General features: G+C 72.1%; 29 protein-coding genes and 7 tRNA genes. 19 read left to right on the forward strand and 17 right to left on the reverse strand.

Going from position 1 to position 26,495, the window contains the following annotated elements:
• Positions 1-24: 24 nt before the first annotated feature.
• Entirely contained in the window at positions 25-789 is a 765-nt protein-coding gene (locus HD593_RS27870; RefSeq protein ID WP_185105018.1) for a MerR family transcriptional regulator, read from the reverse strand.
• Between the two features lie 33 nt (positions 790-822).
• Positions 823-1,419 (reverse strand): TetR/AcrR family transcriptional regulator, encoded by a 597-nt coding sequence (locus HD593_RS27875; protein ID WP_185105019.1) that lies wholly within the window; start codon positions 1,417-1,419, stop codon positions 823-825.
• 138 nt (positions 1,420-1,557) lie between these two features.
• Here HD593_RS27875 and HD593_RS27880 point away from each other — a divergent pair, with 138 nt between their 5' ends.
• From HD593_RS27880 to HD593_RS27920, 9 genes are all read left to right on the forward strand, one after another.
• Entirely contained in the window at positions 1,558-2,364 is an 807-nt protein-coding gene (locus HD593_RS27880; RefSeq protein WP_312904452.1) for an SDR family NAD(P)-dependent oxidoreductase, read from the forward strand.
• A gap of 294 nt (positions 2,365-2,658) precedes the next feature.
• A tRNA-Ala gene (locus HD593_RS27885) sits at positions 2,659-2,729 on the forward strand.
• Between the two features lie 4 nt (positions 2,730-2,733).
• Positions 2,734-2,805 (forward strand) — tRNA-Gly (locus HD593_RS27890).
• Positions 2,806-2,811: 6 nt separating this feature from the next.
• Positions 2,812-2,887 (forward strand) — tRNA-Leu (locus HD593_RS27895).
• A gap of 1 nt (position 2,888) precedes the next feature.
• A tRNA-Glu gene (locus HD593_RS27900) sits at positions 2,889-2,961 on the forward strand.
• A 1-nt stretch (position 2,962) separates the two neighbouring features.
• A tRNA-Arg gene (locus tag HD593_RS27905) sits at positions 2,963-3,037 on the forward strand.
• Between the two features lie 5 nt (positions 3,038-3,042).
• Positions 3,043-3,123, forward strand: a tRNA-Tyr gene (locus HD593_RS27910).
• Positions 3,124-3,136: 13 nt separating this feature from the next.
• A tRNA-Cys gene (locus HD593_RS27915) sits at positions 3,137-3,209 on the forward strand.
• Positions 3,210-3,476: 267 nt separating this feature from the next.
• Positions 3,477-4,295 carry a nitroreductase/quinone reductase family protein gene (locus tag HD593_RS27920; protein ID WP_185105021.1) on the forward strand — a complete coding sequence of 273 codons (819 nt, stop codon included), beginning with the start codon at positions 3,477-3,479 and terminating at the stop codon, positions 4,293-4,295.
• 2 nt (positions 4,296-4,297) lie between these two features.
• On the opposite strand, the gene HD593_RS27925 is transcribed toward HD593_RS27920, so the two are convergent.
• Both HD593_RS27925 and HD593_RS27930 read right to left on the reverse strand, forming a co-directional pair.
• Positions 4,298-4,837, reverse strand: coding sequence for a GNAT family N-acetyltransferase (locus HD593_RS27925; RefSeq protein ID WP_185105022.1), 540 nt, complete (start codon positions 4,835-4,837; stop codon positions 4,298-4,300).
• A gap of 44 nt (positions 4,838-4,881) precedes the next feature.
• Positions 4,882-5,868, reverse strand: a complete 987-nt coding sequence (locus tag HD593_RS27930) for a helix-turn-helix transcriptional regulator (RefSeq protein ID WP_185105023.1) — start codon at positions 5,866-5,868, stop codon at positions 4,882-4,884.
• A gap of 134 nt (positions 5,869-6,002) precedes the next feature.
• On the opposite strand from HD593_RS27930, the gene HD593_RS27935 reads away from it, so the two are divergent.
• On the forward strand, positions 6,003-6,398 hold the full coding sequence (locus tag HD593_RS27935; RefSeq protein WP_185112168.1) for a RidA family protein: 396 nt from the start codon (positions 6,003-6,005) through the stop codon (positions 6,396-6,398).
• 120 nt (positions 6,399-6,518) lie between these two features.
• Here HD593_RS27935 and HD593_RS27940 read toward each other — a convergent pair whose 3' ends face one another.
• Entirely contained in the window at positions 6,519-6,974 is a 456-nt protein-coding gene (locus tag HD593_RS27940; protein WP_185105024.1) for a MarR family winged helix-turn-helix transcriptional regulator, read from the reverse strand.
• A gap of 74 nt (positions 6,975-7,048) precedes the next feature.
• Between HD593_RS27940 and HD593_RS27945 the strand changes: the two genes are divergently transcribed.
• A complete protein-coding gene (locus HD593_RS27945; protein ID WP_185105025.1) occupies positions 7,049-7,594 on the forward strand; it encodes a GNAT family N-acetyltransferase in 546 nt (181 codons plus the stop codon).
• Between the two features lie 28 nt (positions 7,595-7,622).
• Here the strand turns inward: HD593_RS27945 and HD593_RS27950 are convergent, their stop codons facing one another.
• Together HD593_RS27950 and HD593_RS27955 are read right to left on the reverse strand one after the other, a co-directional pair.
• Positions 7,623-8,024, reverse strand: a complete 402-nt coding sequence (locus HD593_RS27950) for a hypothetical protein (RefSeq protein WP_185105026.1) — start codon at positions 8,022-8,024, stop codon at positions 7,623-7,625.
• Between the two features lie 9 nt (positions 8,025-8,033).
• A complete protein-coding gene (locus HD593_RS27955; RefSeq protein ID WP_185105027.1) occupies positions 8,034-8,477 on the reverse strand; it encodes a hypothetical protein in 444 nt (147 codons plus the stop codon).
• A gap of 337 nt (positions 8,478-8,814) precedes the next feature.
• Between HD593_RS27955 and HD593_RS27960 the strand changes: the two genes are divergently transcribed.
• Complete coding sequence (locus tag HD593_RS27960) at positions 8,815-8,982, forward strand: hypothetical protein (RefSeq protein WP_185105028.1); 168 nt, start codon at positions 8,815-8,817, stop codon at positions 8,980-8,982.
• A gap of 4 nt (positions 8,983-8,986) precedes the next feature.
• On the opposite strand, the gene HD593_RS27965 is transcribed toward HD593_RS27960, so the two are convergent.
• Positions 8,987-10,744, reverse strand: coding sequence for an ABC transporter ATP-binding protein (locus tag HD593_RS27965; protein ID WP_185105029.1), 1,758 nt, complete (start codon positions 10,742-10,744; stop codon positions 8,987-8,989).
• Positions 10,741-12,459 carry an ABC transporter ATP-binding protein gene (locus tag HD593_RS27970; RefSeq protein ID WP_185105030.1) on the reverse strand — a complete coding sequence of 573 codons (1,719 nt, stop codon included), beginning with the start codon at positions 12,457-12,459 and terminating at the stop codon, positions 10,741-10,743. Before HD593_RS27970 ends, HD593_RS27965 begins: the two co-directional genes overlap by 4 nt.
• 254 nt (positions 12,460-12,713) lie before the next feature.
• On the opposite strand from HD593_RS27970, the gene HD593_RS27975 reads away from it, so the two are divergent.
• Positions 12,714-13,115 carry a class I SAM-dependent methyltransferase gene (locus HD593_RS27975; RefSeq protein ID WP_221524997.1) on the forward strand — a complete coding sequence of 134 codons (402 nt, stop codon included), beginning with the start codon at positions 12,714-12,716 and terminating at the stop codon, positions 13,113-13,115.
• Here HD593_RS27975 and HD593_RS27980 read toward each other — a convergent pair.
• The gene (locus HD593_RS27980) at positions 13,100-13,474 is read right to left on the reverse strand and encodes a Tn3 family transposase (RefSeq protein WP_312903766.1); all 375 of its coding nucleotides are present in this window, start codon (positions 13,472-13,474) and stop codon (positions 13,100-13,102) included. The genes HD593_RS27975 and HD593_RS27980 overlap by 16 nt on opposite strands.
• Positions 13,475-13,578: 104 nt before the next feature.
• On the opposite strand from HD593_RS27980, the gene HD593_RS27985 reads away from it, so the two are divergent.
• Positions 13,579-13,776, forward strand: a complete 198-nt coding sequence (locus HD593_RS27985) for a hypothetical protein (protein WP_185105032.1) — start codon at positions 13,579-13,581, stop codon at positions 13,774-13,776.
• A gap of 127 nt (positions 13,777-13,903) precedes the next feature.
• Here HD593_RS27985 and HD593_RS27990 read toward each other — a convergent pair whose 3' ends face one another.
• The 4 genes from HD593_RS27990 to HD593_RS28005 all read right to left on the reverse strand — a co-directional run bounded on the left by HD593_RS27990 (position 13,904) and on the right by HD593_RS28005 (position 19,148).
• Positions 13,904-14,320 carry a cupin domain-containing protein gene (locus tag HD593_RS27990; RefSeq protein WP_185105033.1) on the reverse strand — a complete coding sequence of 139 codons (417 nt, stop codon included), beginning with the start codon at positions 14,318-14,320 and terminating at the stop codon, positions 13,904-13,906.
• The gene (locus HD593_RS27995; protein WP_312903768.1) at positions 14,317-16,128 is read right to left on the reverse strand and encodes an ABC transporter ATP-binding protein; all 1,812 of its coding nucleotides are present in this window, start codon (positions 16,126-16,128) and stop codon (positions 14,317-14,319) included. Before HD593_RS27995 ends, HD593_RS27990 begins: the two co-directional genes overlap by 4 nt.
• Positions 16,125-17,897, reverse strand: coding sequence for an ABC transporter ATP-binding protein (locus HD593_RS28000; protein ID WP_246546753.1), 1,773 nt, complete (start codon positions 17,895-17,897; stop codon positions 16,125-16,127). Before HD593_RS28000 ends, HD593_RS27995 begins: the two co-directional genes overlap by 4 nt.
• A gap of 108 nt (positions 17,898-18,005) precedes the next feature.
• Positions 18,006-19,148 carry an MFS transporter gene (locus HD593_RS28005; RefSeq protein ID WP_246546754.1) on the reverse strand — a complete coding sequence of 381 codons (1,143 nt, stop codon included), beginning with the start codon at positions 19,146-19,148 and terminating at the stop codon, positions 18,006-18,008.
• Positions 19,149-19,370: 222 nt separating this feature from the next.
• Here HD593_RS28005 and HD593_RS28010 point away from each other — a divergent pair, with 222 nt between their 5' ends.
• Positions 19,371-19,871, forward strand: a complete 501-nt coding sequence (locus HD593_RS28010; RefSeq protein ID WP_185105035.1) for a MarR family winged helix-turn-helix transcriptional regulator — start codon at positions 19,371-19,373, stop codon at positions 19,869-19,871.
• A 116-nt stretch (positions 19,872-19,987) separates the two neighbouring features.
• Here the strand turns inward: HD593_RS28010 and HD593_RS28015 are convergent, their stop codons facing one another.
• Positions 19,988-20,875, reverse strand: a complete 888-nt coding sequence (locus tag HD593_RS28015; protein ID WP_185105036.1) for an aldo/keto reductase — start codon at positions 20,873-20,875, stop codon at positions 19,988-19,990.
• Positions 20,876-21,066: 191 nt separating this feature from the next.
• Here HD593_RS28015 and HD593_RS28020 point away from each other — a divergent pair, with 191 nt between their 5' ends.
• Positions 21,067-22,329, forward strand: a complete 1,263-nt coding sequence (locus HD593_RS28020) for a cytochrome P450 (RefSeq protein WP_246546755.1) — start codon at positions 21,067-21,069, stop codon at positions 22,327-22,329.
• 9 nt (positions 22,330-22,338) lie between these two features.
• Positions 22,339-22,929, forward strand: a complete 591-nt coding sequence (locus HD593_RS28025) for a TetR/AcrR family transcriptional regulator (protein ID WP_185105037.1) — start codon at positions 22,339-22,341, stop codon at positions 22,927-22,929.
• A gap of 3 nt (positions 22,930-22,932) precedes the next feature.
• Here the strand turns inward: HD593_RS28025 and HD593_RS28030 are convergent, their stop codons facing one another.
• On the reverse strand, positions 22,933-23,595 hold the full coding sequence (locus HD593_RS28030; protein ID WP_185105038.1) for a hypothetical protein: 663 nt from the start codon (positions 23,593-23,595) through the stop codon (positions 22,933-22,935).
• Between the two features lie 97 nt (positions 23,596-23,692).
• Between HD593_RS28030 and HD593_RS28035 the strand changes: the two genes are divergently transcribed.
• Together HD593_RS28035 and HD593_RS28040 are read left to right on the forward strand one after the other, a co-directional pair.
• Complete coding sequence (locus tag HD593_RS28035; protein WP_185105039.1) at positions 23,693-24,259, forward strand: TetR/AcrR family transcriptional regulator; 567 nt, start codon at positions 23,693-23,695, stop codon at positions 24,257-24,259.
• Between the two features lie 68 nt (positions 24,260-24,327).
• On the forward strand, positions 24,328-26,007 hold the full coding sequence (locus tag HD593_RS28040) for an alpha/beta fold hydrolase (protein WP_185105040.1): 1,680 nt from the start codon (positions 24,328-24,330) through the stop codon (positions 26,005-26,007).
• A gap of 9 nt (positions 26,008-26,016) precedes the next feature.
• Here HD593_RS28040 and HD593_RS28045 read toward each other — a convergent pair whose 3' ends face one another.
• Positions 26,017-26,475 carry a winged helix-turn-helix transcriptional regulator gene (locus tag HD593_RS28045; protein ID WP_185105041.1) on the reverse strand — a complete coding sequence of 153 codons (459 nt, stop codon included), beginning with the start codon at positions 26,473-26,475 and terminating at the stop codon, positions 26,017-26,019.
• Positions 26,476-26,495 lie beyond the last annotated feature (20 nt).

The following is a 26,495-nucleotide window of genomic DNA, read 5'->3' on the forward strand; positions in this document are numbered from 1 at the left end:
GCAAAATTTAAGTGGCCTCCATTTTTATCCGGTCAGCTGGGCCGCGATGAGCCAGGTCGCCTGCCGGACGACCTCCGCCTGCGCGGGGGCCAGCCCTTCGAGGAACGGCTCGAGCTGCTCAGGGTCCCAGCCGGGGCCCGGCTTCAGGTCGTGCAGCACGTGTTCCACGCTGTAGTCGGCCAGGGTCGCGGCCAGCGGCGCCACGCGGGGGTCGCCGGGCTCGGCGTCGGCGAGCTCGTCCATCCTGCGATAGAACTCCTGCCCCTGCTCCGTCGTCGAGGGGTCGGCGGCCAGCGTGTCCAGCATCGTGAACGCGCGCTGCCTGTCGGGCGCCGCCGAGACGCTGTCCACCAGCACGAGCAGGTCGCGGTCCCAGGCCGCGCTCTTCGACGCGGGCATGTCCACCACGCGCAGGAACGCCAGCAGGTCCGGCGAGGCGGTGTCGTCGGGGCCGAGCGTGCCGTCCTCGGCGCGCGCCAGCACCTCCGCCAGGCGGGCCCGCCGCCGGTGGATCTCCCGCTCCTGCGCCGCGAGGTCGGCGTCGATCTCGGCGAGGATCTCGGGCAGTTCCCTGGAACGGTCCTCGGCGATGACGTCGCGTGCCTCGTCGAGGGTCAGGCCCAGCTCGGCCAGGCGGCGGACGCGGGCCAGGGCGACGGCGTCGCGCATGCCGTACTCGCGGTAGCCGTTGGTCAGGCGCGGCGGCTCCGGCAGTACGCCCTTGTGGTGGTAGTAGCGCACTGTCCGGGTGGACACCCCGAGCAACGCGGCCAGCTCTCCGATGCGCATGCTCCCAGTTAAGACGTTGACGTGGCGTCAACGTCAAATCGGGCGCAGGGCCCTGAGGAAGAGGTCAACGAGGGCGTCGGCGTACTCGGGGGTCAGCGGGCCCGAGCGGTGCAGCCAGCGCTGGAACAGGGGCGCGTACAGCAGCTCCAGGGCCAGGTCGAGGTCGGCGTCGGCGGCGATCTGACCGGCCCGCTGCGCGCTGCGCAGCCGGGCCTTCTTGGCCTCGTCCACCGGCGCGGCCAGCCGCTCGCGGTACTGCGCGGCGAGGTCGGGGTCGTTGATGATCTCGGTGTTGAGCGCCCTGATCGGCCCCTCGAACTCCGGATCGGCGAACTCCGCCACCGTGGCCCGCATCACGAGCTTCAGGTCGGCCTCGAGGTCGCCGGTGTCGGGCAGCGCCATGCCGCCGCCCTCCTCCACCTCGCTGAGCGCGAGGAACGCGTCGAAGACCACCGCGCCCTTGGACCGCCACCAGCGGTAGATCGTCTGCTTGCCCACGCCGGCCCTGGCGGCGATGGCCTCGATGGAGACCTTGGCATACCCCACCTCGGAGACCAGCTCGCGGGCGGCGCCGAGGATGGCCTGGCGAGAGCGCTCGCTGCGGCGGGACGGGTCGGGGTGCTTCGGCATGCGAAGCAGCCTAGCATCCCAACGAGACGAGACGATCCGTCTTGACACGAGCGCGCGCACCCCTCACAGTGGAGGCATTCAGCGAGACGGCTCGTCTCGTCTCGCAAGCTGTCGATCAAGGAGCGAATCTTGACCCGAGTGTGGTTCATCACCGGTGCCTCGCGGGGCCTCGGACGCGCGTTCACCGAAGCGGCACTGGCCGCCGGGGACCGGGTCGTCGCGGCGGCGCGGAACGTCGAGCCGCTGGCCGAGCTGGCCCGGCAGCACCCTGACACCCTCGTACGGCTGCCGCTCGACGTGTCCGACCGCGCGGCCGTGTTCGAGGGCGTGGAGCGGGCCGTGGCCGCGTTCGGCCGGCTCGACGTCGTGCTCAACAACGCCGGCGGCCTGCTGCTCGGCATGGTGGAGGAGGCGACGGAGGAGCAGCTCAGAGCCCATTTCGACGTCAACTTCTTCGGCGCCGTCTGGGTCGCCCAGGCCGTCGTGCCGCACCTGCGCGCCCAGGGCTCCGGCCACCTCCTCCAGGTGACCTCGATGGGCGCGGGCGGCGGCTTCGCCTCGACCGGCATGTACGCGGCGGGCAAGTCCGCGCTCGACTCCGTGAGCGAGGCACTGGCCATGGAGCTCGCGCAGTTCGGCGTCAAGGTCACCATCCTGCAGATGGGCGGCTACGACACCGGCCTGTTCACGGTGGGCACCACCGCGACCGAGCCCGACCCCGCCTACGCGGACCTGCGCGCCAAGCTGGCCGAGATGTGGGGCGACGACGCCGGCCCCGACCCGAGCACCGCCGCGCCCGTCATCATGGAGCTGGTCGGCCTGCCCGAGCCGCCGGTGCGGCTGATCGTCGGCAGCACCTCCTACGACATCGTGCTGCAGCTGGAACAAGCGCGCACCGAACAATATCGCGCCTGGGAACGGCTCAGCCGGCTGGCGCCCGGATAAATAGGTGGCACGCCCGCCGGGCCGGCCATTAATGTCAGGGACAACGGAACACGGGGCGGCGCCGATCCGCCCCCTCCGCCGATCACTTCAGCAAAAGGAAAGGCCAGTCATGCTCCGCGCAGCCGCCGTACTCGGGCAGGAACGGTGTTACTACCGCCGACCGGCGGCGCTCGGCTGCGCCCTGCTCGGGACGGCTTCTGGATAAACCCCGAAGAGGAGTATTCCGGAGGCCGCCAGGTGACCACCAGGCGGCCTTTTCTTTTGCCTCTTGACAACTTCACAGCGGAGCACCATGGGCTGATGGTGAAAAGGCATCACACCTGCCTTGCAAGCAGGAGTTCGGGTTTCGAGATCCCGTCGGTCCACTTTGCCGCAGAGGCCGAACTGGTAAGGCAGCTGGCTTCCACCCAGCAGGACGGGGTTCGAGTCCCCGCTGCGGCTCTCCACGCGTCCGTAGCCCAATGGGAGAGGCACCGGCCTAAGGAGCCGGACGGTGCGGGTTCGAATCCCGCCGGACGTACCACGCCCCGTTCGTCCAGTGGTCAGGACACCCGGCTTTCACCCGGGAGATCGCCGGTTCGAATCCGGTACGGGGTACGGCCCCATAGCTCAATGGACAGAGCGCCGGCCTACGAAGCCGGGTCCGTCGCAGGTTCGAATCCTGCTGGGGTCACTGATGCGCGAGCTGGGCACGTGGTGAGCCCACCCGGCTGTAAACCGGACGCTCCGGCTGTGGCGGTTCGACTCCGTCCTCGCGCACGTGCTTCGTCTTGGCGCAGTTCGCCGGTGCGGAGGTCGGCCTGCAAAGCCGATCCGTGCGAGTTCGACTCTCGCCTGCGTCTCCAAGGGTGCTCTTGACAGCTCAGCCGGGATATGTGCGTAATATCCGTCGCGTCGCGTGTCGCCGGCCGGGAGGACGGCCGTGGCATGGAGGCGCCGAATCAAAGGGGATGACGCCGTGACCACTCACACTGTCGGTCGTGCCTGAGCGCACTGCGCCCGCGCGTCATCCCATGCCCTCGGCGGTGTTGTAGAAGCCCGCTGCGTACCGGCATGCCCGCGCGGGTTTCCGTCCTTTTCGACATCCCACCCGCCAGGAGCAGAAAAACAGCATGCCCATGGACTTCAACCAGCAGATCATCGACGAATTCCGCGCGAACAAGGGCCAGGTCGGCGGCCCCTTCGAAGGAGCAAGACTGCTCCTGCTGACCACCACCGGCGCCCGATCCGGCGCCCCGCACACCACGCCGCTCGGCTACCTGCCCGACGGCGAACGCCTCCTCGTCATCGCCTCCGCCGGCGGCTCGCCCAGGCACCCGGCCTGGTACCACAACCTGCGGGCCGATCCGCAGGTCACGGTGGAGACCGGCCTGTTCACGTACACGGCCAAGGCGGTGGTGCTCGACGGCGAGGAACGCGACCGCATGTTCGCCCGGGCCGTCGAGGTGGACCCGGGGTGGGGCGCGTACGAGGAGAGGTCCGGGCGGACCCTGCCCGTGGTGGCGCTGGTGGCCGCCGACTACGGTCCACCTGCCGGCCGCATGGGCGACGCCCTGATCACCATGCACGACAACTTCCGCCGCGAACTGGCCCTCATCCGCCGCGAGGTGGCCGCCTCGGGCCCGCGCCTGGCCGCCCAGCTGCGGGTCAACTGCCTGACCATGTGCCAGGGGCTGCATGTGCACCACTCGCGCGAGGACGAGTACATGTTCCCCGCGCTGGAGGGGCGGTACCCCGAGCTGGCGCCGGTGATGGCGCGGCTGCGGGACGAGCACGCGGTGGTCGCGCGGCTCCTCGGGGAGCTGCAGGCGCTGCTGAGGGCCGAGGACGTGGCGCCGGACGAGCTGCTCGCCGAGGTGGAGCGGCTCACCCGCGAGCTGGAGGCCCATCTGGACTACGAGGAGGAGCAGCTCGTACCGCTGCTGAACTGACCCTACGAGGCGGTGGCGGCCGGGGACCTCATGCCGAGCCACTGCTCGGCGCCCCAGGCCTCGAACCGCTCGACCTCGGTGAACCCCAGCTTCGCCGCCAGACGCATCGAGCCGACGTTGGCGGATTGGGTGGTGAGCACCACCGGCTCGCCGGGCAGCACGCCGGCGAGCCACCCGAGTGCCGCCGCGCACGCCTCGGTGGCGTATCCGAATCCCCACGCCCGGGGCAGGAACAGGTAGCCGAGATCGGCCTTCCCCACGGCGGCCGGGCGACGGTGCACCGTCGCCCTCCGGAGCAGGATGTTGCCGATCATCGATCCGTCGAGCTCGACGACGAAGCTCCCGGGCCACTGCCCGGGCACCACGGGCAGATCCCGCTCGAGCTCGTCCCGGGACCGGGGACCGCCGAGGTAGGTGTGCACCTCTGGCGAGGCGAGCAGCTCGACGAACGTCGCACGGTCCCGGGGCTCGGGCTCACGGAGCACGAGCCTCTCGGTCCTGATCGGCTCGGGCGGCCAGGCCACAGGTCCCAGATCTTCCATCCGGGCACGCTACAGCAAGATCTTGTTGTCGGGGGTTGCGCCGGTCAGGGCGAGGGGCGGGACGGCGCTCCGTAGCGGGTCGCGATGGCGGTGGCGCGGTCACGCAGGGAGTCGCGCAACCACTGCGGGGCCAGGGCTTCCGCGCTCGTGCCGAGCTGCCACAGCGCCCACTCGGCGTGTCGCGAATCCTGGAAGGTCACCTCCAGCCGCAGCCAGCCGTCCGGGTCGGTCTCCTCGGCGAGGACGGCCAGCGCGGTGCCCACCAGGTCCTCCCGCCGCACCGGGTTCAGCCGTACCAGCGCGGCGACCTGGTCGCCGCCCGTCCGGAACCGCGTGCTGCGTTCCTGCCACGCCCGGTCCAGATCGACCCGGTCGGGTCGCTGTGCGGGTTCGGGCAGTTCCTCGGCGGCCAGGATCCGCGACAGCCGGTACGTACGGTCCGCGCCGGACCTGGTGGCCAGCAGGTAGCCCCGGTCGCGTACGGTGACCAGGCCGATCGGGTCGACCGTGCGCCACTGCGGGCTCTGGCCCGCGGCCGCGTAGTGGATGCGCAGCTTGTGCCCGGCGAACACCGCGCGCAGGACCTCGGCCACGACGTCGTCCGGCACCTCCTCGTCGATCAGCCGCCGCGAGAGGAGGTCGGTCTCCGGGTCGATGAGCAGCCGCTCGGCCGCGCCCGCCGCGGTGTGCCGGTAACTCTCGGGCAGCGCGTCGACCACCTTGAGCATCGCCGAAGCGAGCGCCGAGCCCAGCCCGAACGCCTGCGCGCCCCTCCTCGATCCGGCGACCAGCAGGGCCAGCGCCTCGTCATGATTCAGCCCGGTGAGCTCGGTCCGGAAACCCGGCAACAACGCGAAACCGCCGTGCCGGCCGCGTTCGGCGTAGACCGGGACGCCCGCGGCGGACAGCGCCTCGATGTCGCGCAGCACCGTGCGGGTGGACACCTCCAGCTCGCGGGCCAGCGCCGTCGCGGACAGCCTGCCGTGCTGCCGCAGCAGCAACACCAGGGAGACCAGCCGGTCGGCACGCACGCGAAGGACTGTACCGAAATACACGACACAGGATGTCGTGATTGGCTGGGAGGCTCTTCGACGTCACGATCGGCGGCGGCCACCCGCCGCCGATGAGTCTGTCTGTCGACGAACGGAAATGAGCTGATATGGCAATGGAGCGAACGGCGGTCAACCCGTGGGCGTGGTCGGTGGAGCTCGGGTACAACCAGGGTGAGGTCGTCTCCGGGCACACCCGGACCCTGTACTGCTCCGGGCAGACCGCGATGAGCGCCGACGGCAAGCCCCAGCACGCCGGCGACATGGCCGCGCAGCTGGCGCTGAGCCTGGACAACCTGGAGGCCGTGCTCGGCGAGGCCGGCATGTCACTGGCGAACCTCGTCCGGCTCAACGTCTACGCCACCGACGTGGATCGGCTCTTCGAGCACTACGGGGTGCTGGCGGCGCGGTTGGGGGCCGCCGGGGTGGCGCCGTCCACCACGATGCTCGGGGTGACGCGGCTGGCAATCCCCGACCTGATGGTGGAGCTGGAAGGCACCGCCGTGGCGTGATGCGGCCCCGCCGCCTCCGGCAGGGATGCCGGGGGCGGCATGCCGTTGATCGGGCACGCGGGCCAGCCCTCCGACCGAACCCCTGCCCGGCACGCGGGCCAGCCCTTCGGCTGGGCCTCCTTACCCGGCGCCTGGGACGGCCCCTCGCAAGCGCTCCGCGTGCTCCTGCTGATTCTTCAGCGCCAGCGACAGAAACCTCTCGATCACGGCCAGCTCGGCCAGGCTGAACCTCCCCAGCTCGACCTGCGCATCCGCCAGCACGGGCCCCCAGATCTCCGCGCTCATCCGCTCCGCACGCTCGGTCAGCCGGACGAGGACACGCCGGCGGTCCGCGGCATCGCGGCGCCGCTCGGCCAGCCCCGCCCGCTCCAGCCGATCGATCACCGTGGTCATCGCGCCCCCGGTGAGCCCGGCCGCGGTCGCCAGCTCACTCGCCGTCAGCGGCCCATGCGTGCTCAACCGGCTCAGACAGCGCAGATCCGTCCGGTTGATGGCCAGGCGCCGCGCGGCCCGCTCATCCAGCACATCGGTGGCGTCCTGCAGATCCTGCACGGCCTTGGTCACGGCATCGATCAAGCTTTGCTTTGACAATCTAATCCTTAGAAAACTAAAGTTTCTGCCGCCAGCATCCTACTCCCCGGGAGACGAGCATGTCGGACGACCAGCACCTCACCCTGCGCCCGGCCACGACACGGGACGTCCCCGCCCTGCTCGCACTCATGGACGCCATCCTCACCTGGCTCGTCGCCCGAGGCCGCACGGAGCAGTGGGGCACGGTGCCGTTCTCCCGCCTCCCCGGCTTCCCCGAGCTTTTCACGGGCTGGACGTCCCAGGGCGCCATCACCACGGCCGAACGAGGCGGCACCTGCGTGGGCCTCCTGGCCCTGGCTCCCGCACCCCCGCCGTACATCCCACCGGGGCTGATCCCCGGCGGAGCGGTGTTCATCCACACCATCATGTCCGCCCGCGGCCCCGCCGGGCATGGAGTAGGCCACGCCCTCCTGGAGGAAGCCGCCCGCCGAGCCGGCGCACAAGGAGCACCGGCCCTGGCCCTGGACCACTGGGCCGGAAGCGCCGAGCTGGACCAGATCTACGACAAGCACGGCTTCGTCAAGACCGGCGAGTACGAGGACGACCAGGACGGCGGGCCCGCCAAACTCAACACCGTACGAGTCCGCCACCTCTTACCCCACTGAGGCCCCGTTCGCGCCGGCCAAGGGCGGACTAAGGCCGGAAGAAGCCAGTGAGCACGGGGGCGAGGGCCTTGGCGTTGACCGTGTGCTCGCGTACGTCGACGATGCGGCGTTCGGCGCGGGTGACACACGCGACGATCGCATCGGCGGCCTGGCTGAAGAAGTCGCTCTGCAGCCCCGCCATGTGCGGGTCGATGCCCGCTCCCGTGAGCACCAGCGTCGGCTGGCTGATCGCCGCGAACCGGGTGGCGGGTGGAGGCCCGTCGCCCAGGCATGCGGCGTCGTACGCCAACGTGTGCGCGAGTTCCAGCAGCGGCGGCCACATCGGCGAGCCCTCCGCTGCGGCGATGTCCTGCTCCGAAGCGCCCGCCAGCCGCATGAACAGCCTCAGCGCCTCCTCGCGCCGCCCGCCGGCGGCCCGAGCGGACGGCATCGCTACCAGCTACGCCTGGGGCAGGACGCCTTTCACGCCGAGGTCCGCGATGGGCGGTTGCGCATCGAGCGAGGCGAGATCCACGACGCGGTGGCCACCATCACCTGTGATGTGGGCATCCTGCAAGGCCTGGTGTTCGCCAGGCGTGATCTCAGCGACGCCATGCGGGCGGGAGAGGCCGTCGTCCTCGGCGACGCTGCCGCCCTGCAGCGGTTCCTTCGGTCCTTCGAGCCCTGACGGCCCGACGCTCGGGTAGCTGCGATGGACCCCAAAGTGGAGCGTTGTCGCAGGTGGGGTGTCGCTTTGGCGGAAACGGGGGGCCGCGCACTGCGGCCGGCCGATGAGATGCCCGCATGCCGTTTTCAAGCGCCTCACGATCGAGGAAGCCCGCACGCTCAGCCGAGACGAGCTGATGCCGCGGATCGACGCGGAGATGTCGTACTGGGTGCGCAAGCCTTCTGGGGTTCGACCCCGAGGATTCGAGGAGTTCCAGGCGATCATGCGTGCGGCGGTGGATCCCGGCAAGGCGCTCTCGGAGACGCGGGCGCTCGTGGAAGGCCGCCCCATGGATTCCCGGTAACAATGGCGGAAATCCAACGAAGCAGCTTCTGACTTGTGTTGATGGCCTCCCGATCGGCCTGGTGCGATGAGGTCTAGCTGCAGACGGCGATTCGGGTCACGGTGGAGACCGTGAAACCTGTCTCTGTAGTGGTGACCCCGGTCGGCGTGGCGCTGGTAGCGGGGATCGTCTGGGTACTGGGCCCGGGGGCGCGCTGGGTGCTGGAGCACGTTGACGGGGCGGCGATCGGCGGCCCGGCCGGGCCGGCCGACAAGGACCTGGCGGCGGGAGTCGCTCGGCGTGCTCCGCGAGGCCCGCCTCCTGACCGCCGCCGAGGTCGCGGCCTACCTCGCCCAGCCTGTCCCGGACACCCCGGAGACGATCAGGAACCGACTCTGAGCCCTCACCGGTAGGCCGACGCCTGGAGGTCGTACAGGTGGGCGTAACGGCCGCCGAGGGCGACGAGTTCGGCGTGCGTGCCGCACTCGATGATCCGCCCGCCGTCGAGGACGACGATCAGGTCGGCCATCCTGATGGTGGCGAACCGGTGCGAGACCAGCAGCGTGATCCCGCCGGTCGCCTCCTGCCACTGCCGGGCCGCCTGCGCGTACCGCTGGTAGACCTCGTACTCGGCGGCGGCGTCCAGCGCGGCGGTTGGCTCGTCGAGCACGGCCAGCAGCGGCGTGCCGCGCATGAACGCCCGCGACAGCGCGATCTTCTGCCACTGCCCGCCTGACAGCTCGACGCCGTCGCCGAGCGCCTTGCCCAGGCGGGTCTCGCCGCCCTCGGGCAGGCGGGCGAAGACCTGGGCGGCGCCGCCTTTCTCCGCGGCCTCCCCGATCTGGTCGATCCTGGGCAGGTCGCCCACGCCGACGGCCTCGCGGGCCAGGAACGGGAACCGGCTGAAGTCCTGGAACGCCGAGGTCACGCGTTCCCGCCAGGCCTCGGAGTCGAGCTCGCCGAGAGGTGTCCCGTCCACGGTGAGGGTGCCGGCGACCGGCCGGTGGAACCCGCACAGCAGCTTGACCAGCGTCGTCTTCCCGCTCCCGTGGTCGCCGACGAGCGCCACCGTGGCGCCGGCCGGCAGGTGCAGGTCGATGGCGCGCAGGACGGGCGGCCCGCCGTAGGAGAAGTCCACGCCGGTCAGGGTGATGCCGTCGCTCAACCGGTCCGGCGGGGCCAGCGTGCCGCCGCTGCTCGCGGCGTGCAGGTCGCGCAGCCACAGGTAGTCGCCGGTCATCGTCAGGCCGCGGGCGGTGCGGGTGAGCGCCTGGCTGAGCAGGTCGAGCTGGCCCCTGATCTGGCCGCCGAGCGTGGCCACCAGCAGCAGCGCGCCGGGGGTGACCGTGCCGGACAGCGCCAGGCGGGCGGTGAGCAGCAGCGCGCCGAGGAAGGCGGCCACGAAGACGAGAGAGCCGATCAGGGTGAGGGCGCCGACGGCGAGCGTGGCGCGCCCGAGGATGGCGGCGCGTTCGTCGCGCAGGCGGCGCGCGATGCCGGCGGCGTACCCGCCGGAGGCGCCGAGCCGCAGCTCCTTGGCCGAGTTCGCCTCGGTGATCAGCGTGAACAGGTGCTGCTCGGCCCGGTTGCGCTCGGTGGTCGCGGCACTGGCGGCCTCCATCCTGCGCGAGGTCGTCCGTGTGAGCAGGATCGACGGCACCGCGAACAGCGGCAGCGCGAGCAGCACGGGATGCACCCTGGCCAGCAGGACCGTGGTGATGACCAGCCAGAGCCCGCTCTGGGCCACGCTCAGGCAGTTCAGCCCGAAGGAGACGGTGCGCGGGCCGAGGCCGCGGATCTGCTCGATGCGGCGCAATGACTCGGTGTCCTCCAGGTGCGCGGTGGTCGGCAGGGTCGCGCACCATCGCATGGTCCGCCGCCCCAGCACCGTGCCGACCTCGTTGGCCACCAGGCCGGTCTGCACCTGGACGACGCGGCTGCCTGCCAGGGCGAACGCGCCGGCCGTTGCGGCACAGATCGCCCCGCCCACGATGGTCGGCCGGTCCCCTGTGAGCACGCCGTCCACGATCCACTGCAGGCCAAGCGCGGTCAGCCCGGGCGTGACCGCGCCCAGCGGGGTCAGGACGAGCAGCAGCCACGTGCGGCCGGGCTGGTGGCGCAGGCACTCGCCCAGCAGGGTGCGGAGCTCGGTGAACCTCATGTGCTCTCCTTGAACTGCCGGGCCTGGAGGTCGAACATCCGGGCGTACTCCCCGCTAGCAGCGAGCAGCTCGTCGTGCGTGCCCTCCTCGGTGATCCGGCCGCCGGACAGCACCACGATCCGGTCCGCCCGGCGCACGGTGGAGAACCGGTGGGAGATCAGCACGACGGCCGCCCGCCCGCGCACCTGACGGATGCGGTCGAAGGCGTCCAGCTCGGCCTCGATGTCAAGGTTGGCGGTGGGCTCGTCCAGGACGAGCAGCCGCGCGCCGCACGCGGCCGCCAGCGCCGCCCGGGCCAGCGCGATCTTCTGCCACTGGCCGCCGGACAGGTCGCCGCCGCCGTCGTACTTGGGCGAGAGCACCGTCTCCCAGCCCCTGGGCAGCCGCTCGATCAGCTCCGTCGCGCCCACCGCGAGGGCCGCCGCCTCGACCTGCTCCCGCGTCGCCTCCGGCGCGGCGATCCTGACGTTGTCGTACGCGCTCAGCTCGTACCGGTTGAAGTCCTGGTAGACGGCGTACGCCGACGGCTCGATGACGACGGTGCCGCCGTCCGGGCGGTACTGGCCGGTGAGCAGCTTTGCCAGCGTGGTCTTGCCCGCGCCGTTCACGCCCACGACCGCGATCACCTCGCCCCGTCGGAGGGTCAGCGTGACGCCCTCCAGCACGGGCGCCTGCCCGTACCCGAACCGCACGTCCCTGAGGGCGACCTCGCCCGTGCCGTCCGGTGCGGGCGGCGGCTCCAGGCCGGGGGCGAGGGCGCGGATGCGGGTGACGGCGTCTATGGCGGGCGCCGCGGCCTCGGCCATGTCCTGGTCCTGGCTCGACATGGAGATGACGAACATGGCGGAGACCGCGCCGATCACGGCGGCGATCCGGCCGACCGACACCTCGCCGGAAGAGGCCACCGCCACGTACACCACAGACGCGGTGACCGCCCAGCCGAGGAAGACCGACAGCTCCCGGCGGAGCAGGGCGAGCCGCGCGCCGGTGACCTGGCGGACGGCGTCGGCGATGTTCTCCTCCGCGTGCCGCTCCAGCCAGCCGGTCAGCCCGAAGATCCGGACCTCTTTGGCATCCCGGCTGTCGGACAGCATGTCCGACCATGCGCGCCCGCGCAGGGCGGCCGGCATGGTGCCCGACACCACGGCGAAGAACTCCCGCCACCTGCGTGCCCGCAAGCGGCCGAGCAGCAGCGCCACCGCGGCCGTGGCCGGACCCCACCACCACACCACGGAGGAGAGCACCAGCATCGCCGTCACCAGCCCCGCCATGGTCAGCCCGGCCCTGAACCGGCCCACCGCAGCGGCGCCGATGCCCTCGTCGGTCCAGGTCAGCAGCGGCGACCGCATGGTGGTCAGCTCGTCCTGGAGCACCGCGTCCTCCACCCGGTCCAGGGTCGGCAAGGCGAGCACGCGGGCGGTCAGCTCCTCACGGACCGCCGCGTCGATCCGCCGCCCCGCCCGCTCGGCGAGCGGCCGGCTCGTCGCACGAAGCACGTTGCCGATGACCAGCAGCGCACCAAGCAGCGCCAGCATCGTCCCCATCCCGGCTGGACCCTGGCCTGCCGCGCCCTGTGCCAGGCGGCCCACCAGCTCTCCCGTCACCAGGGCCACCGCGGTGGGCTCCACCAGGAGGAACAGTTCGAGCAGGGTCAGGGCCGCCAGGTGCGGCCAGCCGGCCAGCGCGAGGAAGCCGCCGCTGCGTGGTAAGCGCATTCCCCGCAGCCTACCGGCAAGATCAGGGGCCTGGCCGTAGACGTCAAACTCCCACAGCGAGTGGCCATGGGCGAAGCCGCGCTGGGTGAGGTGCAGCCGGGCGTAGCGGGCGGAAGCGTTCAGTGCCGATCTCGTCGAACCCGCCCCTCACCCGCAAAGGTGGTGGTGTTGGGAGAAGACGTCAATCAGCGGCAGGCCCACCGCTCGGAACGAACGAGGGTGCGAGCAGGTGGTCCTGCTGGCGTGCGGCATGGATGCTCCGCGCGTTCAGGCTCGCCTGGCCGCCCGGCACCAAGGTCTTCGAGCTGGACTTCGCCGACGTGCTCGCATTCAAGGCAGCCGTGCTCGACGGCAGCGGCGCGACCGCCGCGTGCCACCGCGTCGAGGTCGCCACCGACCTGCGCCAGGACTGGCCGCGCGCGCTGGCGGAGTCCGGCTTCAACCCGGGGCTGCCGGCCGCCTGGCTGGCCGAGGGCATCCCCCCGCGTTCGATCCCACCCGCGCCGACGCCGGCCGGGGCTGGCTGGCCACGGCACACCTCCCGAAACCTCGCTAAGAGGCCCCTCGACGTGCTGGCCATCGAGACCGAGTCCGCCCCTTGCGTCAACACCACCTGCCGCGTTCAGGCCCATCGCGCATCTCAAGCACGGCCCTGATCTTCGGACTGGCCCGACGCCGGTTCTCCGCCGAGGGGCAGCCGCTTGGCGACGTCCAGCCGTACCTCGCCGTAGGGCTGGACGTGCTGCCAGAACAGCGGGGTCAGCCCGCGCCGGTCGGCGGGCTTGAGCAACTGGGCCCATGTGAGGTCGGCGAGGATGTCCTGGAGCATCAGGGTGTTGATGTACACGAGCGCGGCCTGCAGGATGCGCGGGCACAAGACGCTCATCTCCAGCTCCTCGCGCCGGTTGGTGGCGATGCCGCCCGGCCGACCTCCAGCATGGCATGGTAGGCCCACCGCTCGGGTTTGTGCGATGAGCCCCCAAGGTAGCCATCTGTGATGTCTCGGAATCTGCACGTGGTAGTCACAGGTAGGCGGTACTGGGCCGTAGCGGCACGGAAGCGGATCAGCGTGGGCTCTCGGACCTTCACTGCGATCGGGGGAGACAAGGAGCCCGGCCGGTGCGAAGAGAGTGGGAGCTGGAAGACCTCATTGAGTGCGGGACGCTCGATGAGGCCGAGATCGATCTGCTGGCGAACAAGAGCGGCGCGACCCGGCTCGGGTTCGCCCTGTCCGGCGGCCGGATCACCGAGGAGGGCACGCACGACGAGCTGCTCGCTGCCGGATCTGCGAACTCGCTCATGTCGCATCATTTCTGAGAACACGAAGAGTGGCGACGGTTACACAGCACTACTTCGGGGCTCATCGCACGAACCCGAGCGGTGGGCCCTGACCTGGCTCAGGGCGGCGGATGGCGGCACGATCGCCTGGCTTGTTGCTGCTTCTTCAGTTCTGCGGGCGTCGGCGATTGCTCGCTTGTCCCGTCTCTCGTTCGGTACGCCTTTCCAGGCGGCTGTCGCGGGGCAGGGTGACGGCCATGATGTTGCTGGGGATGTCCAGCTCGATGCGGTGCCACCGGCCGCGCGGCACGATGGCGGCGGTCCCGGCCGTCAGCCTGATCTCTTCCTCCTGCTGTCCCGGCCGCTCGGGCCGGAGGTAGAGGCGGAACTTGCCGATGAGGCAGGAGACGATCTCGTCCGCCTCCGGGTGGACCTCCCACTGGTCGGCGTGGACGTCGGCGTCGGTCTTCGCGTGGAAGGCCGTGAGCTGCCAGCCGTCCGGCGGACGGTCCCCGCTGCGGGTGATGCCGCCTTGATGGAGGTGGAGAGGGGAGGCGAAGAGATCGAACGGGGTGACGGTCATGCCGGGGCGTCCTTCCTGCGATGGTCTGTTGCCGGGCGAAGGTGGTCTGTTGCCGGGCCGAGGTGGTCTGTTGCCGCGCGCAGGCGCTCCGTTGCCGGGGGCAGAGGAAGAGGCAGGGAGGCGGTCCAGAAGCCGGCGTAGCGGGCGTTGCGGCGCAGCAGTTCCTCGTGGGTGCCTGACTCCGCGATCCGGCCGCCGTCGAGGAAGGCGATGCGGTCGGCGCGCTGGACGGTGCGCAGCCGGTGGGCGACCATCACCACGGTCCGGCCCGCCATGAGCCGGTCGATGCCCTCGTGCACGGCCGCCTCGTTGATCGGGTCCAGGGCGGAGGTGACCTCGTCCAGCAGCACGATGGGCGCGTTCTTCAGCAGCGCCCGGGCGATCGAGACCCGCTGGCGTTCGCCGCCGGACAGCAGCGCGCCGCCCTCGCCGACGTTTGCCGACCACCCGCCGGGCAGCCGCTCGACCACCTCGTCCAGCCGCGCGGCGGCCGCCGCCGCGCGGACCTCGGAGTCGGAGGCGCCGGGGCGCCCCAGCCGGACGTTCTCCTCGATGGTGCCGTCGAAGAGGTAGACGTCCTGGAAGACGACGGCGATCCTGGCCATCAGGTCGTCGGTGGCGATCGCGCGCACGTCCACGCCGCCCACCCGCACCGCGCCCGCGTCCACGTCGTGGAAGCGGGCGAGCAGCTGCAGCAGGGTGCTCTTGCCCGCGCCCGACGGGCCGACGACGGCGAGCCGCCGGCCCTCCGGCACGGACAGCGACACCTCGTCGAGCACCGTGCGGCCGTTCCGCCGGAACGTCACGAAGGCGAACTCCACGTCGTGGCGGGCCGGCTGGACCGGCTCGGGGGCCTCGGGCAGCGGCTCGGTGCGCAGGACCGCGTCCAGTCTCGCCAGCTCGAAGCGGGCGGCGCGCAGCTCGCCGCCGCTGTCCGCCAGCGACAGCACCGGGTCGGCGCAGCGGGCCGCGAGCACCAGGATCGCGATCAGCTCGGCCGCGCCGGCCTGCCCGCCGAGCGCCAGGTACGCGCCCAGGGTCAGCAGCGCGGTGAAGATCGCCTGCACCATGAGCGACAGGCCCAGGACGCCGGGCAGCGCCGACAGGATCGAACGGCGGGCCGCGTGCTGGAGCCCGGTCAGCGCCTCGTCGAGCGCCTGGAAGCGTTCGCCGGTCCGGCCGCCGGACCGCAGCACCGGCTGGGCCTGGAGGTATTCGACGACCCTCGCGGTGGCCTCGTCTCCGCGTTCGGCGCGTTCGGCGTCGCCGGCGGCGGTCGCGCGTCCCGTCCAGACCTGCACCGCCGCCACGACGGGTACGGCGACCAGCGCGGCCAGCCCCAGCGGCCGGTTGTAGGCGAGCATCACGACGACGATCGTCAACGGGGTCACCGCGGCGGAGATGAACGGGGCCAGCAGATGTGCCAGCACGCTCATCGCCTGCAGCACGCCCTGGCCGGCCAGGACCGACACCTCCCCGACGCGGCGGGCGGTGAACCAGCCGAGCGGCAGCCGGGCCAGGTGGTCGCCGAAGCGGTGGTAGACGCCACGCAGCAACGTGGTGCCGACCCGGAATCCGGACAGATCGCTGGTGTAGCGCAGCGCGGCGTAGGCGGTGACCGCGGCCCCGAACGCGACCAGCCACGGCCGGGCGTCGGCAGGCGTGTTCCCGAAGAGCGCCCGCAGCACCGGGACCAGCAGCGCGTAGGACAGGCCCTCGGCCACCGCGGTCGCCGTCATCAGGGCGATGGTGCGGCGTACCGGAGGGGCGTGATCGGGTCCCAGCAGGTTCAGAAGGGTGCGGATCACCGGGGTTGGTCCCCTTCCTGGTGGGAGTGCCAGAACTTGGCGAACTTTCCGTCTTGGGCCAGCAGCTCGGCGGGGCTGCCGCGTTCGGTGATGAGCCCGTTCTCCAGCACCACGACGGTGTCGGCGCCGGCGACGGTCTCCAGGCGGTGGGCGATGATCAGGGTGGTGCGATCGCCTGCCTGCCTGGCCAGGGCGGCGCGCAGCGCCTGCTCGGTCCGCGGGTCCGCGAACGCGGTCGCCTCGTCGAGCACCAGGACGGGCGCGTCGGCGAGCAGCGCGCGGGCGATCGAGATGCGCTGGGCCTCGCCGCCCGACAGCTTGACCTCTTCGCCGATCACCGTCTCGTAGCCGCGCGGCAGCTCGATGATGCGGTCGTGCAGGTGCACCAGCCGCGCGACGCGGATCACGTCGTCGAGGCCGGCGTGCGGGACCGCCAGCGCGAGGTTGTCGGCGATCGAGGCGCGCAGCAGGCGGACGTCCTGGAAGACGAAGGAGACCGTCCGGTGCAGCTGCCCGCCGGCGAGGTGGCGGAGGTCGACGCCGCCCAGGGTGATCGAGCCGTGGGTGGGGTCGAAGAACCGGGGCAGCAGCTGGACGAGTGTGGACTTGCCGCTTCCCGAGGGGCCCACGATCGCGGTGACCGTGCCCGGTTCGAGCACGAGGTCGATGCCGCGCAGCGCCTCGGGGCCGTCGTCGTAGGCGAAGCGCACGTCACGCAGCTCGATCCGGTGTCCCCGCGGTGCGGCGGCGGGGTGCTCGGGCTCGGGGAGTGGCCGCACCGCGAGCACGTCCCGGATCCGGCCGAGCGCGCGCCGGGCGGCCTGCAGGTCGTCGAAGCCGTGGCCGAGCGCCGCCACGGGGGCGGTCAGGCCCAGCCCCAGCAGCAGGAACGGCAGCAGGTCGGCCGCGGCCATGGCGCCGTTCGTGATCAGGAGCGCCCCGCCGATCAGGACGGCCAGCAGCACGAACGGCGGTGACAGCGCGAGCTGCATCGCCGCGGCGGTCCCGGACAGGCCGCGCGCCCAGCGGGCGAGGTCGCCGGCGAAGCCGTCGGCCGCCGCGAGGAACGCGCGGTGAGCGCGCTCGCCCCCGCCGAACGCCTTGACCACCGCGATCCCCTGCACGAACTCCACGGCCGCGCTCGAGATCCGGCCCATCCCCTCGTCGAGGGTCTGCTGCTCGCGCAGGCGGCGCGGGGTCATCATCAGGGGGACGAACGCCACCGCCAGCGCCACCGGGATCACCGTGATCAGCGTGAGCCGCCAGTCGACGGTGAACAGATAGATCAGCGACACCAGCGGCACCACGAACGCGGTGACGAGCCGGCTCGGGAAGTGGGCGATGAGCGGGTGCACGGCGCTGACGTCCTGCCCCACCACGTTCGCCAGCTCGCCGGTGCGGCGCCGCGAGAGCCAGCCGATCGGTACGCGGCCCAGCCGCGCGGCGAGCCGCCGGCGGAACGACAGCTGCACGTGGCCGTCGAGCAGGTGCCCGGCCCCGGAGGACGCGCCGGTGAACAGCAGCCGGACGAACAGGCCTGCCGCACCCGCGATCACGACCGTCCAGACGTGGCGGTGGTCGACCGGCCCGGGCGCCAGGAGCGCGCGCCCCAGCTCGACCACCGCCAGCAGCGGGGCCAGGCCCGCGATGCCGCCGATCACCTGGAGGAGGACGACGGCGGCGAAGCCCCAGCCGTACGGGCGCAGCAGCCCGGCCATGGGGTCCGGCTCCAGCGGGGAAACGGGTCGGGCCTTGAGCTGGGAATCCATGCCGGCCATCCTCCCGGCCGCCGATCCCCGGATCATCCGCCAGCCGTCGGGGATCCCGCCACCGTCGCGCGCCGTTCGTCGCGTGGCGGTGGCGGCGCCGGGACCGGCTCACCGGCTGGCGACCAGCTCCTCGTCCGAGGTGGCGCGCGCGGCCCGGCGGCCGGTGGCGAGCGTGAGCAGCAGCGAGGCCGCCGTCAGCGCCACCCCGAACCAGACGACGCTCGTGACGCCCAGGTGATCGGCGAACAGCCCGCCGAACAGCGCCCCGAGCGCGATGGAGGTGTTGTAGGCCATCGTGTTGAGCGACATGGCGGCTTCGAAGGTGTCGGGCGCGGCGGCCTGGGTCATGTTGACCTGGCACAGCTGCACGACGCCGAACGAAACTCCCCAGAGCACCAGCGCGACGATCGAGCCGGCCTGCCCGTGACCGATCGTGAGCAGCAGCAGCATCGACACCACGAGCCCGGCGCAGCCGACGATGAAGCTGCCCCTCAGGCTCCTGTTCACCGTGTAGCCGGCGACGAAGTTCCCGATGGCGCCGCCCACGCCGTAGATCATCAGCACGACGGTGATGAAGGCGGGGGCGGCTGAGGTGCCGCCCTCCAGGAAGGGCCGTACGAAGGTGTACGCCCCGAAGTGGCCGAGCACGAAGAGCACGACCGTGCCCAGCACCAGGCGCAGCGGCAGGTTCCTGAACGGCAGCGCGAAGACCTCCCTGACCGGGACGGCGTTCGCCGAGGGCAACGACGGCACGACGGTCGCCACGGCGAGGAGCACCAGCGCGCTGAGACCGCTCCACATGAGGAACGTGGTCCGCCAGTCGGTGAGGCTCTCCAGTACGGTCCCCAGCGGGATGCCCACGACGGCGGCGATCGAGATGCCCGACATCACGACCGCGGCCGCCCTGCTGGCCTGCCGTTCGGGCACCAGGCGCATCGCCATGCTCACGCCGATGGCCCAGAACACGCCGCTGGCGAACCCCATGACCAGCCGGGTCGTCAGGACCAGCGGGTAGCCGGGCGCGACGGCGGTGACGCAATTTCCCACGGTCAGGATGACCAGGAGCGTGGACAGCAGCACGCGCCGGTTGACGCGTCTGGTCCAGGCCACGATGAACGGCACGCCGAGCCCGGCTGAGACGCCGTACAGGGTGACCATCAGCCCGGCGACGCCCACCGTGATGTCCAGGCTGGAGCTGACGGGGGTGAGCAGGCCGACCGGCATGAGCTCGGTCGTGAGGAAGACGAACAAACTGGCTGTGATGGCGGCGACACCGAGCCAGGCCCGCAGGGGCGAGTGGGGGTGTCCATGATGTGTGGCCACGGTTTCCTCTCCGCATTGATAATCTCAATGTTGAGATAACACCACGGATAGAAGCTCAACGTCAAATAAATGAACGTTGAGATAGTTAGCGTTGAGAGAGGCCTGGTGGGCGGCATGACCGGTCGCCGAGCAGGCGGAGGGAGGCCCTCGTTGGGCGATGCGGTGGATCTGATCCTGAGCCAGTGGCAGCGGGAGCGGCCCGACGTCGACGTCTGGCCCATGGGGATCATCGGGCGGGTCAGCAGGCTGTCGCGGGTGCTGGATCGCGAGCTGCGGGACTTCTTCGCGGCGCACGGGCTGGAGCGGTGGGAGTTCGACGTGCTGGCCACCTTGCGGCGGTCCGGCTCGCCGTACGAGCTGACGGCCGGGAGCCTCAACCGGGCCGCCATGGTGACCTCCGGGGCGATCACCAACCGGATCGACAGGCTGGCGGCCAAGGGGCTGGTCGAACGGTTCCCGGACGAGGAGGACCGGCGCTCGATCCGGGTCCGGCTGACCGGGCCGGGGCTGGCCAAGATCGATGAGCTGGTGGGGCCGCACGTGGAGAACGAGGCGCGGCTGCTGGCCGAGCTGGGCCCGCGCGAGCGTGACCAGCTCGCGGGGCTGCTGCGCGGCCTGCTCGAGTCGCTCGGCGACACCTCCCAGGAGTAGGCCCGCGGGTCGTCATACGGCCGGCCACGCTGCCGAATGCCACGGCGGCGTGGCCGGCACCCCGGCGCGGCGCCGCGGTGCCGGGACGCTGCGGGGGCGGGGACGTTCCGGAGCCGTCAGCCGATGGACCGGAGGCGGTCCAGGTCGGCGTCGGACAGCGTCAGCGTGCCGGCGGCCACGTTCTCCGCGAGATGGCCGGGGTCGCCGGTGCCCGGGATGGCCAGCACGTGCGGCCCCTGCCGCAACGTCCAGGCCAGCCGGACCTGGGCGGGCGTGGCCCCGTGGGCGCGGGCGACGGCGAGGACGGTCTCGTGCTCGCCGCCACCCGCACCGGCCTCGCGCCCCGCCCCGGCGATGGCGAAGAACGGCACGAAGGCGATGCCCTGCTCGCCGCAGCTGCGCAGCAGCTCGCGCTGGCCGGACGCCGAGCCGACGCCGAACGGGTTCTGCACGCACACCACCGGCGCGATGGCCTGGGCCTCGGCGAGCTGGGCGGGCGTGACGTTGGAGACCCCCAGGTGGCGGATGAGCCCGGCGTCCCGCAGTTCGGCCAGCGCGCCGAAGTGGTCGGCGATCGAGCCGGCCTTCGCGCTGGGCGGGACGCGGAGGTTCACGACGTCGAGATGGTCACGGCCGAGCTGGCGCAGGTTCTCCTCCACCTGGCCGCGGAGCTGGGACGGGGTGGCCCACCACCACTCCCCCGACGGGTTCCTGGCCGGCCAGACCTTCGTGGCGATGACGAGGTCGTCGGGGTACGGCGCCAGGGCCCGGTTGATCAGCTCGTTGGCCGACAGGCGTGGCGAGAAGTAGTACGCGGCGGTGTCGATGTGGTCGACCCCCAGCTCCACCGCGCGGCGCAGCACGCTGATCGAGCGTTCGCGGTCGGCGCCGGCTCCGGAGGTGAAGGCGGCGCGTCCCGTCAGCCTCAGGGCGCCGAACCCGATCCGGTTGACGGTCAGGTCGCCGAGCTTCCAGGTGCCGGCAGAAGCCGCGGTGTTAATCATGATCGTTCCTCACGCGGGGATGAAAAGGTGCCACGGTCATCCGGGCATGAAAAAAGCCTCCCCGGGGCGGATGAGGATCCGGCCGAGAAGGCTCTGCGATGCCCGTAAGACTACCAGCCTCTGGCGCGTTGACGTACTGACCTGAGGTCATTAATACTGACCTCAGGTCAACAACGTTCTGGGAGTGGCAGATGTCCATGGCGACGCACAGCGAGACGTCCGGTCTCGACCTGGTAGGCAAGCTCCTCGATCCCGCGTCGAGGGCCGATCCGTACCCGGTTTACGCCGGATTCCGGGCCCTCGGCCCGGTCTGGATCGACGAGATCTCCGCGCTGGTGGTGACGGGTTACCGCGACTGCGAGACGCTGCTGCGCGACCCGCGGCTCAGCGCCGAGCGCTGGCGGCACTTCGACGAGGCCCGGGAGTCCGACCCGTATCCCGCCGGCGCGCCGTCCTCGGTGCGGCAGCCGTGGTTCCTGTCCATGGACCCGCCGGACCACACCCGGCTGCGGCGCCTGGTCAGCCGCGCGTTCACCGCCCGGACGGTCGCCCGCCTGGAGCCCTACGTGACGCGGCTGGTCGGCGACCTGCTCGACCGGGCGTGCGAGCGGGACACGTTCGACGTCGTGTCCGGGCTCGCCTACTCGCTGCCCGTGACGGTCATCTGCCACCTGCTCGGCGTCCCCGCCGCGGACGAGCGGCTGTTCCACGGCTGGTCGGCCCAGCTCACCCGGCAGCTCGACGGCTTCTCCAACCCGGCCGACGAGACGCCGAAAGAAGCGGAACAGTGGGCCGGTGGCATGGTGGAGCTGCACCGGTACGTCAACGAGCTCGTCGCCGACCGGCGCGGGAGCCCGCGCCGCGACGACCTGATCTCCGAGCTGCTCGCCGCGGAGGACGGCGGCGACGTGCTCAGCCACGACGAGCTGGTCTCCACGATCGTGCTGCTGCTGGTGGCGGGGCACGAGACGACGGTCAACCTGATCGCCAACGGCGTGCTCGCCCTGCTGCGCCACCCCGGCCACCTGGCCGCCCTGCGAGCCGACCCGGGCCTGGCTCCCGCGGTCGTCGAGGAGATCCTGCGCTACGACCCGCCCGTCCAGCTCACCGCCCGGGTCGCCCGCGAGGACGTGCACGTCGGGGCCGCGAAGGTGCCCGCGGGCGGTCTGGTCATCCTCCTGCTGGCCGCGGCGCACCGGGACCCGGAGGCGAACCCGGACCCGGACCGGTTCGACCCGGGCCGCGCCCAGGTGCGGCATCTGGGCTTCAGCGCCGGCGCTCACTTCTGCCTCGGCGCGCCGCTGGCCAGGCTCGAAGGGCGGGTGGCGCTGGCCGCGTTCGCCGGGCGCGTCCAGGAGCCCCGGCTTGTCGCCGACCCGCCGCCGTACCGGGAGCACATCAACCTCCGCGGCGTCAGCGAGCTGCTGGTTGGGCACGGCCCCCGCGGTCGCTAGCCTGGTGCGGTGGTCACCTCCAGGAGCCGCCGTCGCCTCTCACCCGAGGCCAGGCGCGGCGAACTCATCGACGCCGCCATCCGGCTCCTGCGCTCCGGCCAGGAGGTGACGAACTGGGTCCAGGCCGTCACCACCGAGGCCGACGCCGCCAAGGGCACCTTCTACGTCTACTTCTCCTCCTGGGAGGACATGCTCGCCGCCGTGCGCGACCACGTGCAGCGCGACTACGTGGACCGCTTCCACCGGCTCGCCGAGTCCACCGAGCCGATCGACTGGTGGGCCACCCTCGACGCCGAGTGCGCCGCGGCCATCGAGGACATCTCCCGGCCTGGCGGGCTGCACGCCGCCGTCTTCCACTCCGCGCCAGAGCCCACGGGCGGGGGGCGGCTCGACGTCGTCGACGCCATCGCCGAGGCGCTGCGACGCGGCATGGACGACGGCGCGTTCCGCCGCCTCGACCCGCACATGGCGGCCACGATCCTGTTCACGGTGCTGCACGCGGCCGCGGACGCGATCGCCGCCGGCGATCAGCGGCAGAGCTGGGTGGAGGCCGTACGCGACCTCACCCGCCAGTGGCTGTCACCGGCGAAACCACGATGACCGTCAGGCCGGGCGGCAGAGGATCGGCATGGCGACCATGCCGTTCGCCTTCAGAGTGGACCGCACGAAGCGGTGGAAGCTGGGCCTGAGCACCTGGTTGAGCAGGAAGGCGGGGGCGCTGCCCGGCAGCCGTACGTAGTTGACGAACGCGTACGGGGCGCCCTCCTCGACGGGCCGCAGCAGCGTGGAGTTGTCCACGCCGGTCCTGGCGGTGTACCAGCCCGCCAGCTCGTCCCAGACCGGCACCGCGGCCTCCGGGTCAGGCGCGGTGAAGTGGTTGAACAGGAACGTGCCCCGGGTGGTCGCGTCGGTGTCGCCGATGCGCCTGATGTTGCGGGCCGGCATGACCAGGTCGGCCTGCAGCTTCTCGACGGGTACGGCGGCGAGCTCCTCCGGGGAGGTGGTCTGGACGAGCATGAGCACGTCGTGGCGCGGGCCGCCCTCGATGGGCGGGATGAGCACGGCCTCGTAGACGGTGGCGGCGGCCACCTCGTTCAGCTCGGTCAGGTTCTGTGCCAGGGCGCGCCACTGGGCGAGCGCCTGCTCGCGGCGCGCGCTCCTGCGTACGAAGGGGGCGCGGCGGGGCGGATCGACGCTCGCGCAGGCGTAGAGGTACCCGCGCGGCGACGGGGTGGTGAAGCTGATCGGGGGGATTCCTTCCGGCATGGTGATCCTCTCCTTCGACCGGTCGATCTCCTGCCCGCTGCCCGGCGGTGTGAACGCCGCGTTGCAGAAATAGGTAGATCGGTCTATTTTTCCATGCATGGGACGCAAGGGGGACGAGACGCGCGGGCGCCTGCTCGACGCCACGCAGGACCTGATCGAGGCCGGAGGGTACTTCGGCGCCGGGCTCAACCAGGTGATCGCGGCCAGCGGGATGCCCAGGGGCTCCCTGTACTTCCATTTCCCCGGCGGCAAGGACGAACTCGTCGCCGAGGCGCTGCGCAGGGCAGGCCGGCAGCTCGGCCAGGCGATGCGCGACCTGTCCGACGCGGCGCCGGACGCGCCCGCCCTGGTGGCAGGGGTGATCAAGCTGCTCGGCGACCGGCTGGAGGGCTCGGCGTGGCGCAAGGGCTGCCCGGTGGCGACCGTCGCCCTGGAGATGGCGGCGGGCAACGACGCGCTGCAGCAGGTCTGCGCCGAGGTGTACGACGCCTGGGAGGGCACGCTGCGGGAGCGGCTGGTCGCCGACGGCCACCCCGACGCCGACGAGGTCGCCACGTCCGTGCTGGCCCTGGTCGAAGGAGCGCTGCTGCTGGCGAGGGCGCGGCGGAGCCGGGATCCGCTCGATCGGGCGGCCAGGAGCGTCGCGGTCCTGCTCGGCGGCTGAGCAGGCCGGGCGGGGGCGCGGTCTCCGCATGCCTGAAAAATATGTAGATCGGTCTATAGAGGAGACTCATGCAACCCGACTCACTCGTCTTCGGCGCGTCCGGCCTCATCGGGCGCTTCCTGGTCGCGGAGCTCCTGAGCCGCGGTCACACCGTCGCCGCGGCGGCCCGGGGCGGTGGCGACGCTCTCACCGCCTGGCTGACCGGCCGGAACGTGCCCGTGGACGGGCTGGCCATCGTCCGGGCCGACATCACCCGCCCCGGCCTCGGCCTGCCCCCGGACGAGCTGGCGGCGGTCCGCGACGTCTACAACTGCGCAGGCCGGTACGCGTTCGGCCTCACGGCGGAGGAGGCGCGCGCCACGAACGTCACCGGAGCGCTGCACGTGCTCGACTGGGCCGCCACCCGGTCCGAGCTCCGCCGCGTGGTGCACGTCAGCGGTTACCGGGTGAGCGGCGTGGAGGGGCCGCCCGACTACCGGCGGCTGGGCTCGTACGAGGCGTCCAAGGTGGAGGCGGACGCGGCCGTGCGGGTGCGCGCCCGCGAGCGGGGTGTCCCGCTGAGCATCGCCAACCCCGCCACCGTGCTCGGCTCCGGCCAGTTCGTCGGGCTGGCGTCCCTGGTGTCCGACCTGTGGCACGGGCGGCTGCCGGCCGTGCCGGGAGGGCGGGAGGTGTTCGTGCCCGTGGTGGACGCCGGGTATCTCGCGGCCTTCCTGGCCAGGCTGCCCGAGCACGAGGAGGGCGCGTACTGGGTGCTGGATGACCGCACGCCGGTCCTGCCGGAGCTCATCGGGCTGCTCGCCGGGCACATGGGGGTGCGGGCGCCCCGGCGGACGATCCCGGTCGGGTTGCTGCGGCTCCTCCCCCGCGCCCTGACCGGGGCCGATCCCGAGACGTTGTCGTTCCTGTCCGTCGACCGGTACGACACCGCGTCCGCCGAGGCCTTCGCCGGGCGGGCGGGGCTGCGCATGCCGCCGACCGGGGCGGCGCTCAGGGCCTGGGCCGACGATCTGGTGGCGGCCCGCTTCGGCGCCACCGGGACGCCGCGCGGCCCGTACGGCTACCAGCAGGTGGCGGGCACCGCGACCTGGATCAGCGGCGAGCGCGAACGGCCGGGCCACGTGCTGCTGCACGGGCTGCCGCTGGACTCCCGCTCGTGGGAGGAGGTCGCCGACCGGCTCGACGGGCCCGTGCTGGCGGCCGATCTTCCCGGGCTGGGCAGGTCTGGCCCGGCCCGGGGGCCGGTCGCGGACTGGCTCGCCGAGCTCCTGGCCGGGACGCGGCCCGTGCTGGTGGCGCACTCGCTGGCCTGCGTCCCGGCGCTGCGTTACGCGGCGGCGCACCCGGATCGCGTCTCGCGGCTGGTGCTGGTCGCCCCGGCGTTCCTGCAGCCTCCGTCACCGTGGCTCACGCGTACGCCACCGGCGGCGCTGCTGCTGCGGCGGATGTCCGCCTCCCGCCTGGCCGGCACGCTCGGCGTGCCGGAAGGGCCGGCCGTCACCGCCGCCGCGGCCGACCTGGCGCGCCCGGGTCAGGCCCGCCGGGTGGTGGCGGCGCTGCGGGCCGCGCACGCCGCCCGAGACGAGGCACGGCGGCTGCTGGCCCGGGTGAGCGTGCCCGTGGAGATCGTCACGGGGTCGGCCGATCCGCTGAGCGTGGCGGTGGACCGGCCGGTGACCACGATCGCGGGGGCCGGGCACTATCCGCAGCTCACCCATCCCGGCGAGGTCGCCGCCGCCATCCGGTGAACGCGCCCCTCAGGCGTCCCGCCGGACCGAGGTGGTGTCGCTGGTCAGCGGCGAGCCGTTCGCCGCCACCGGCAGCAGGTCGGGCACGCGGACGCCGTCGCCGTCCACGAGGACCGAGTGCGGCTCGCCGGCCTCGAAGGCGTGGCGTTCGCCCCACTGCCGCAGCGTGACGATCACCGGGAAGAGGTCCTTGCCCGCCTCGGTGAGCGCGTACAGCCTGCGCCTGCCCGTGGGGGCGTCGACCTGGGTGAGCAGGCCGTGGGCGGTGAGCTTGCGGAGCCGGTCGGCGAGGATGTTGCGGGCGATGCCGGTGCGCTGCTGGAAGTCGGTGAACGAGCGGGCGCCGTCCATCGCGTCGCGGATGACGAGCAGGCTCCACCGGTCGCCGACCAGGTCGGCCGTGCGGGCGACCGGGCAGCCCGGGTCCGTCCACGTTGAAGTCTGCGCCCCGGCGTCGTCGCGTGCCATCACTCCTCCAATGAGTTGCG

Origin of the sequence: Nonomuraea rubra (assembly GCF_014207985.1) — a bacterium.
Lineage (GTDB): Bacteria > Actinomycetota > Actinomycetes > Streptosporangiales > Streptosporangiaceae > Nonomuraea > Nonomuraea rubra.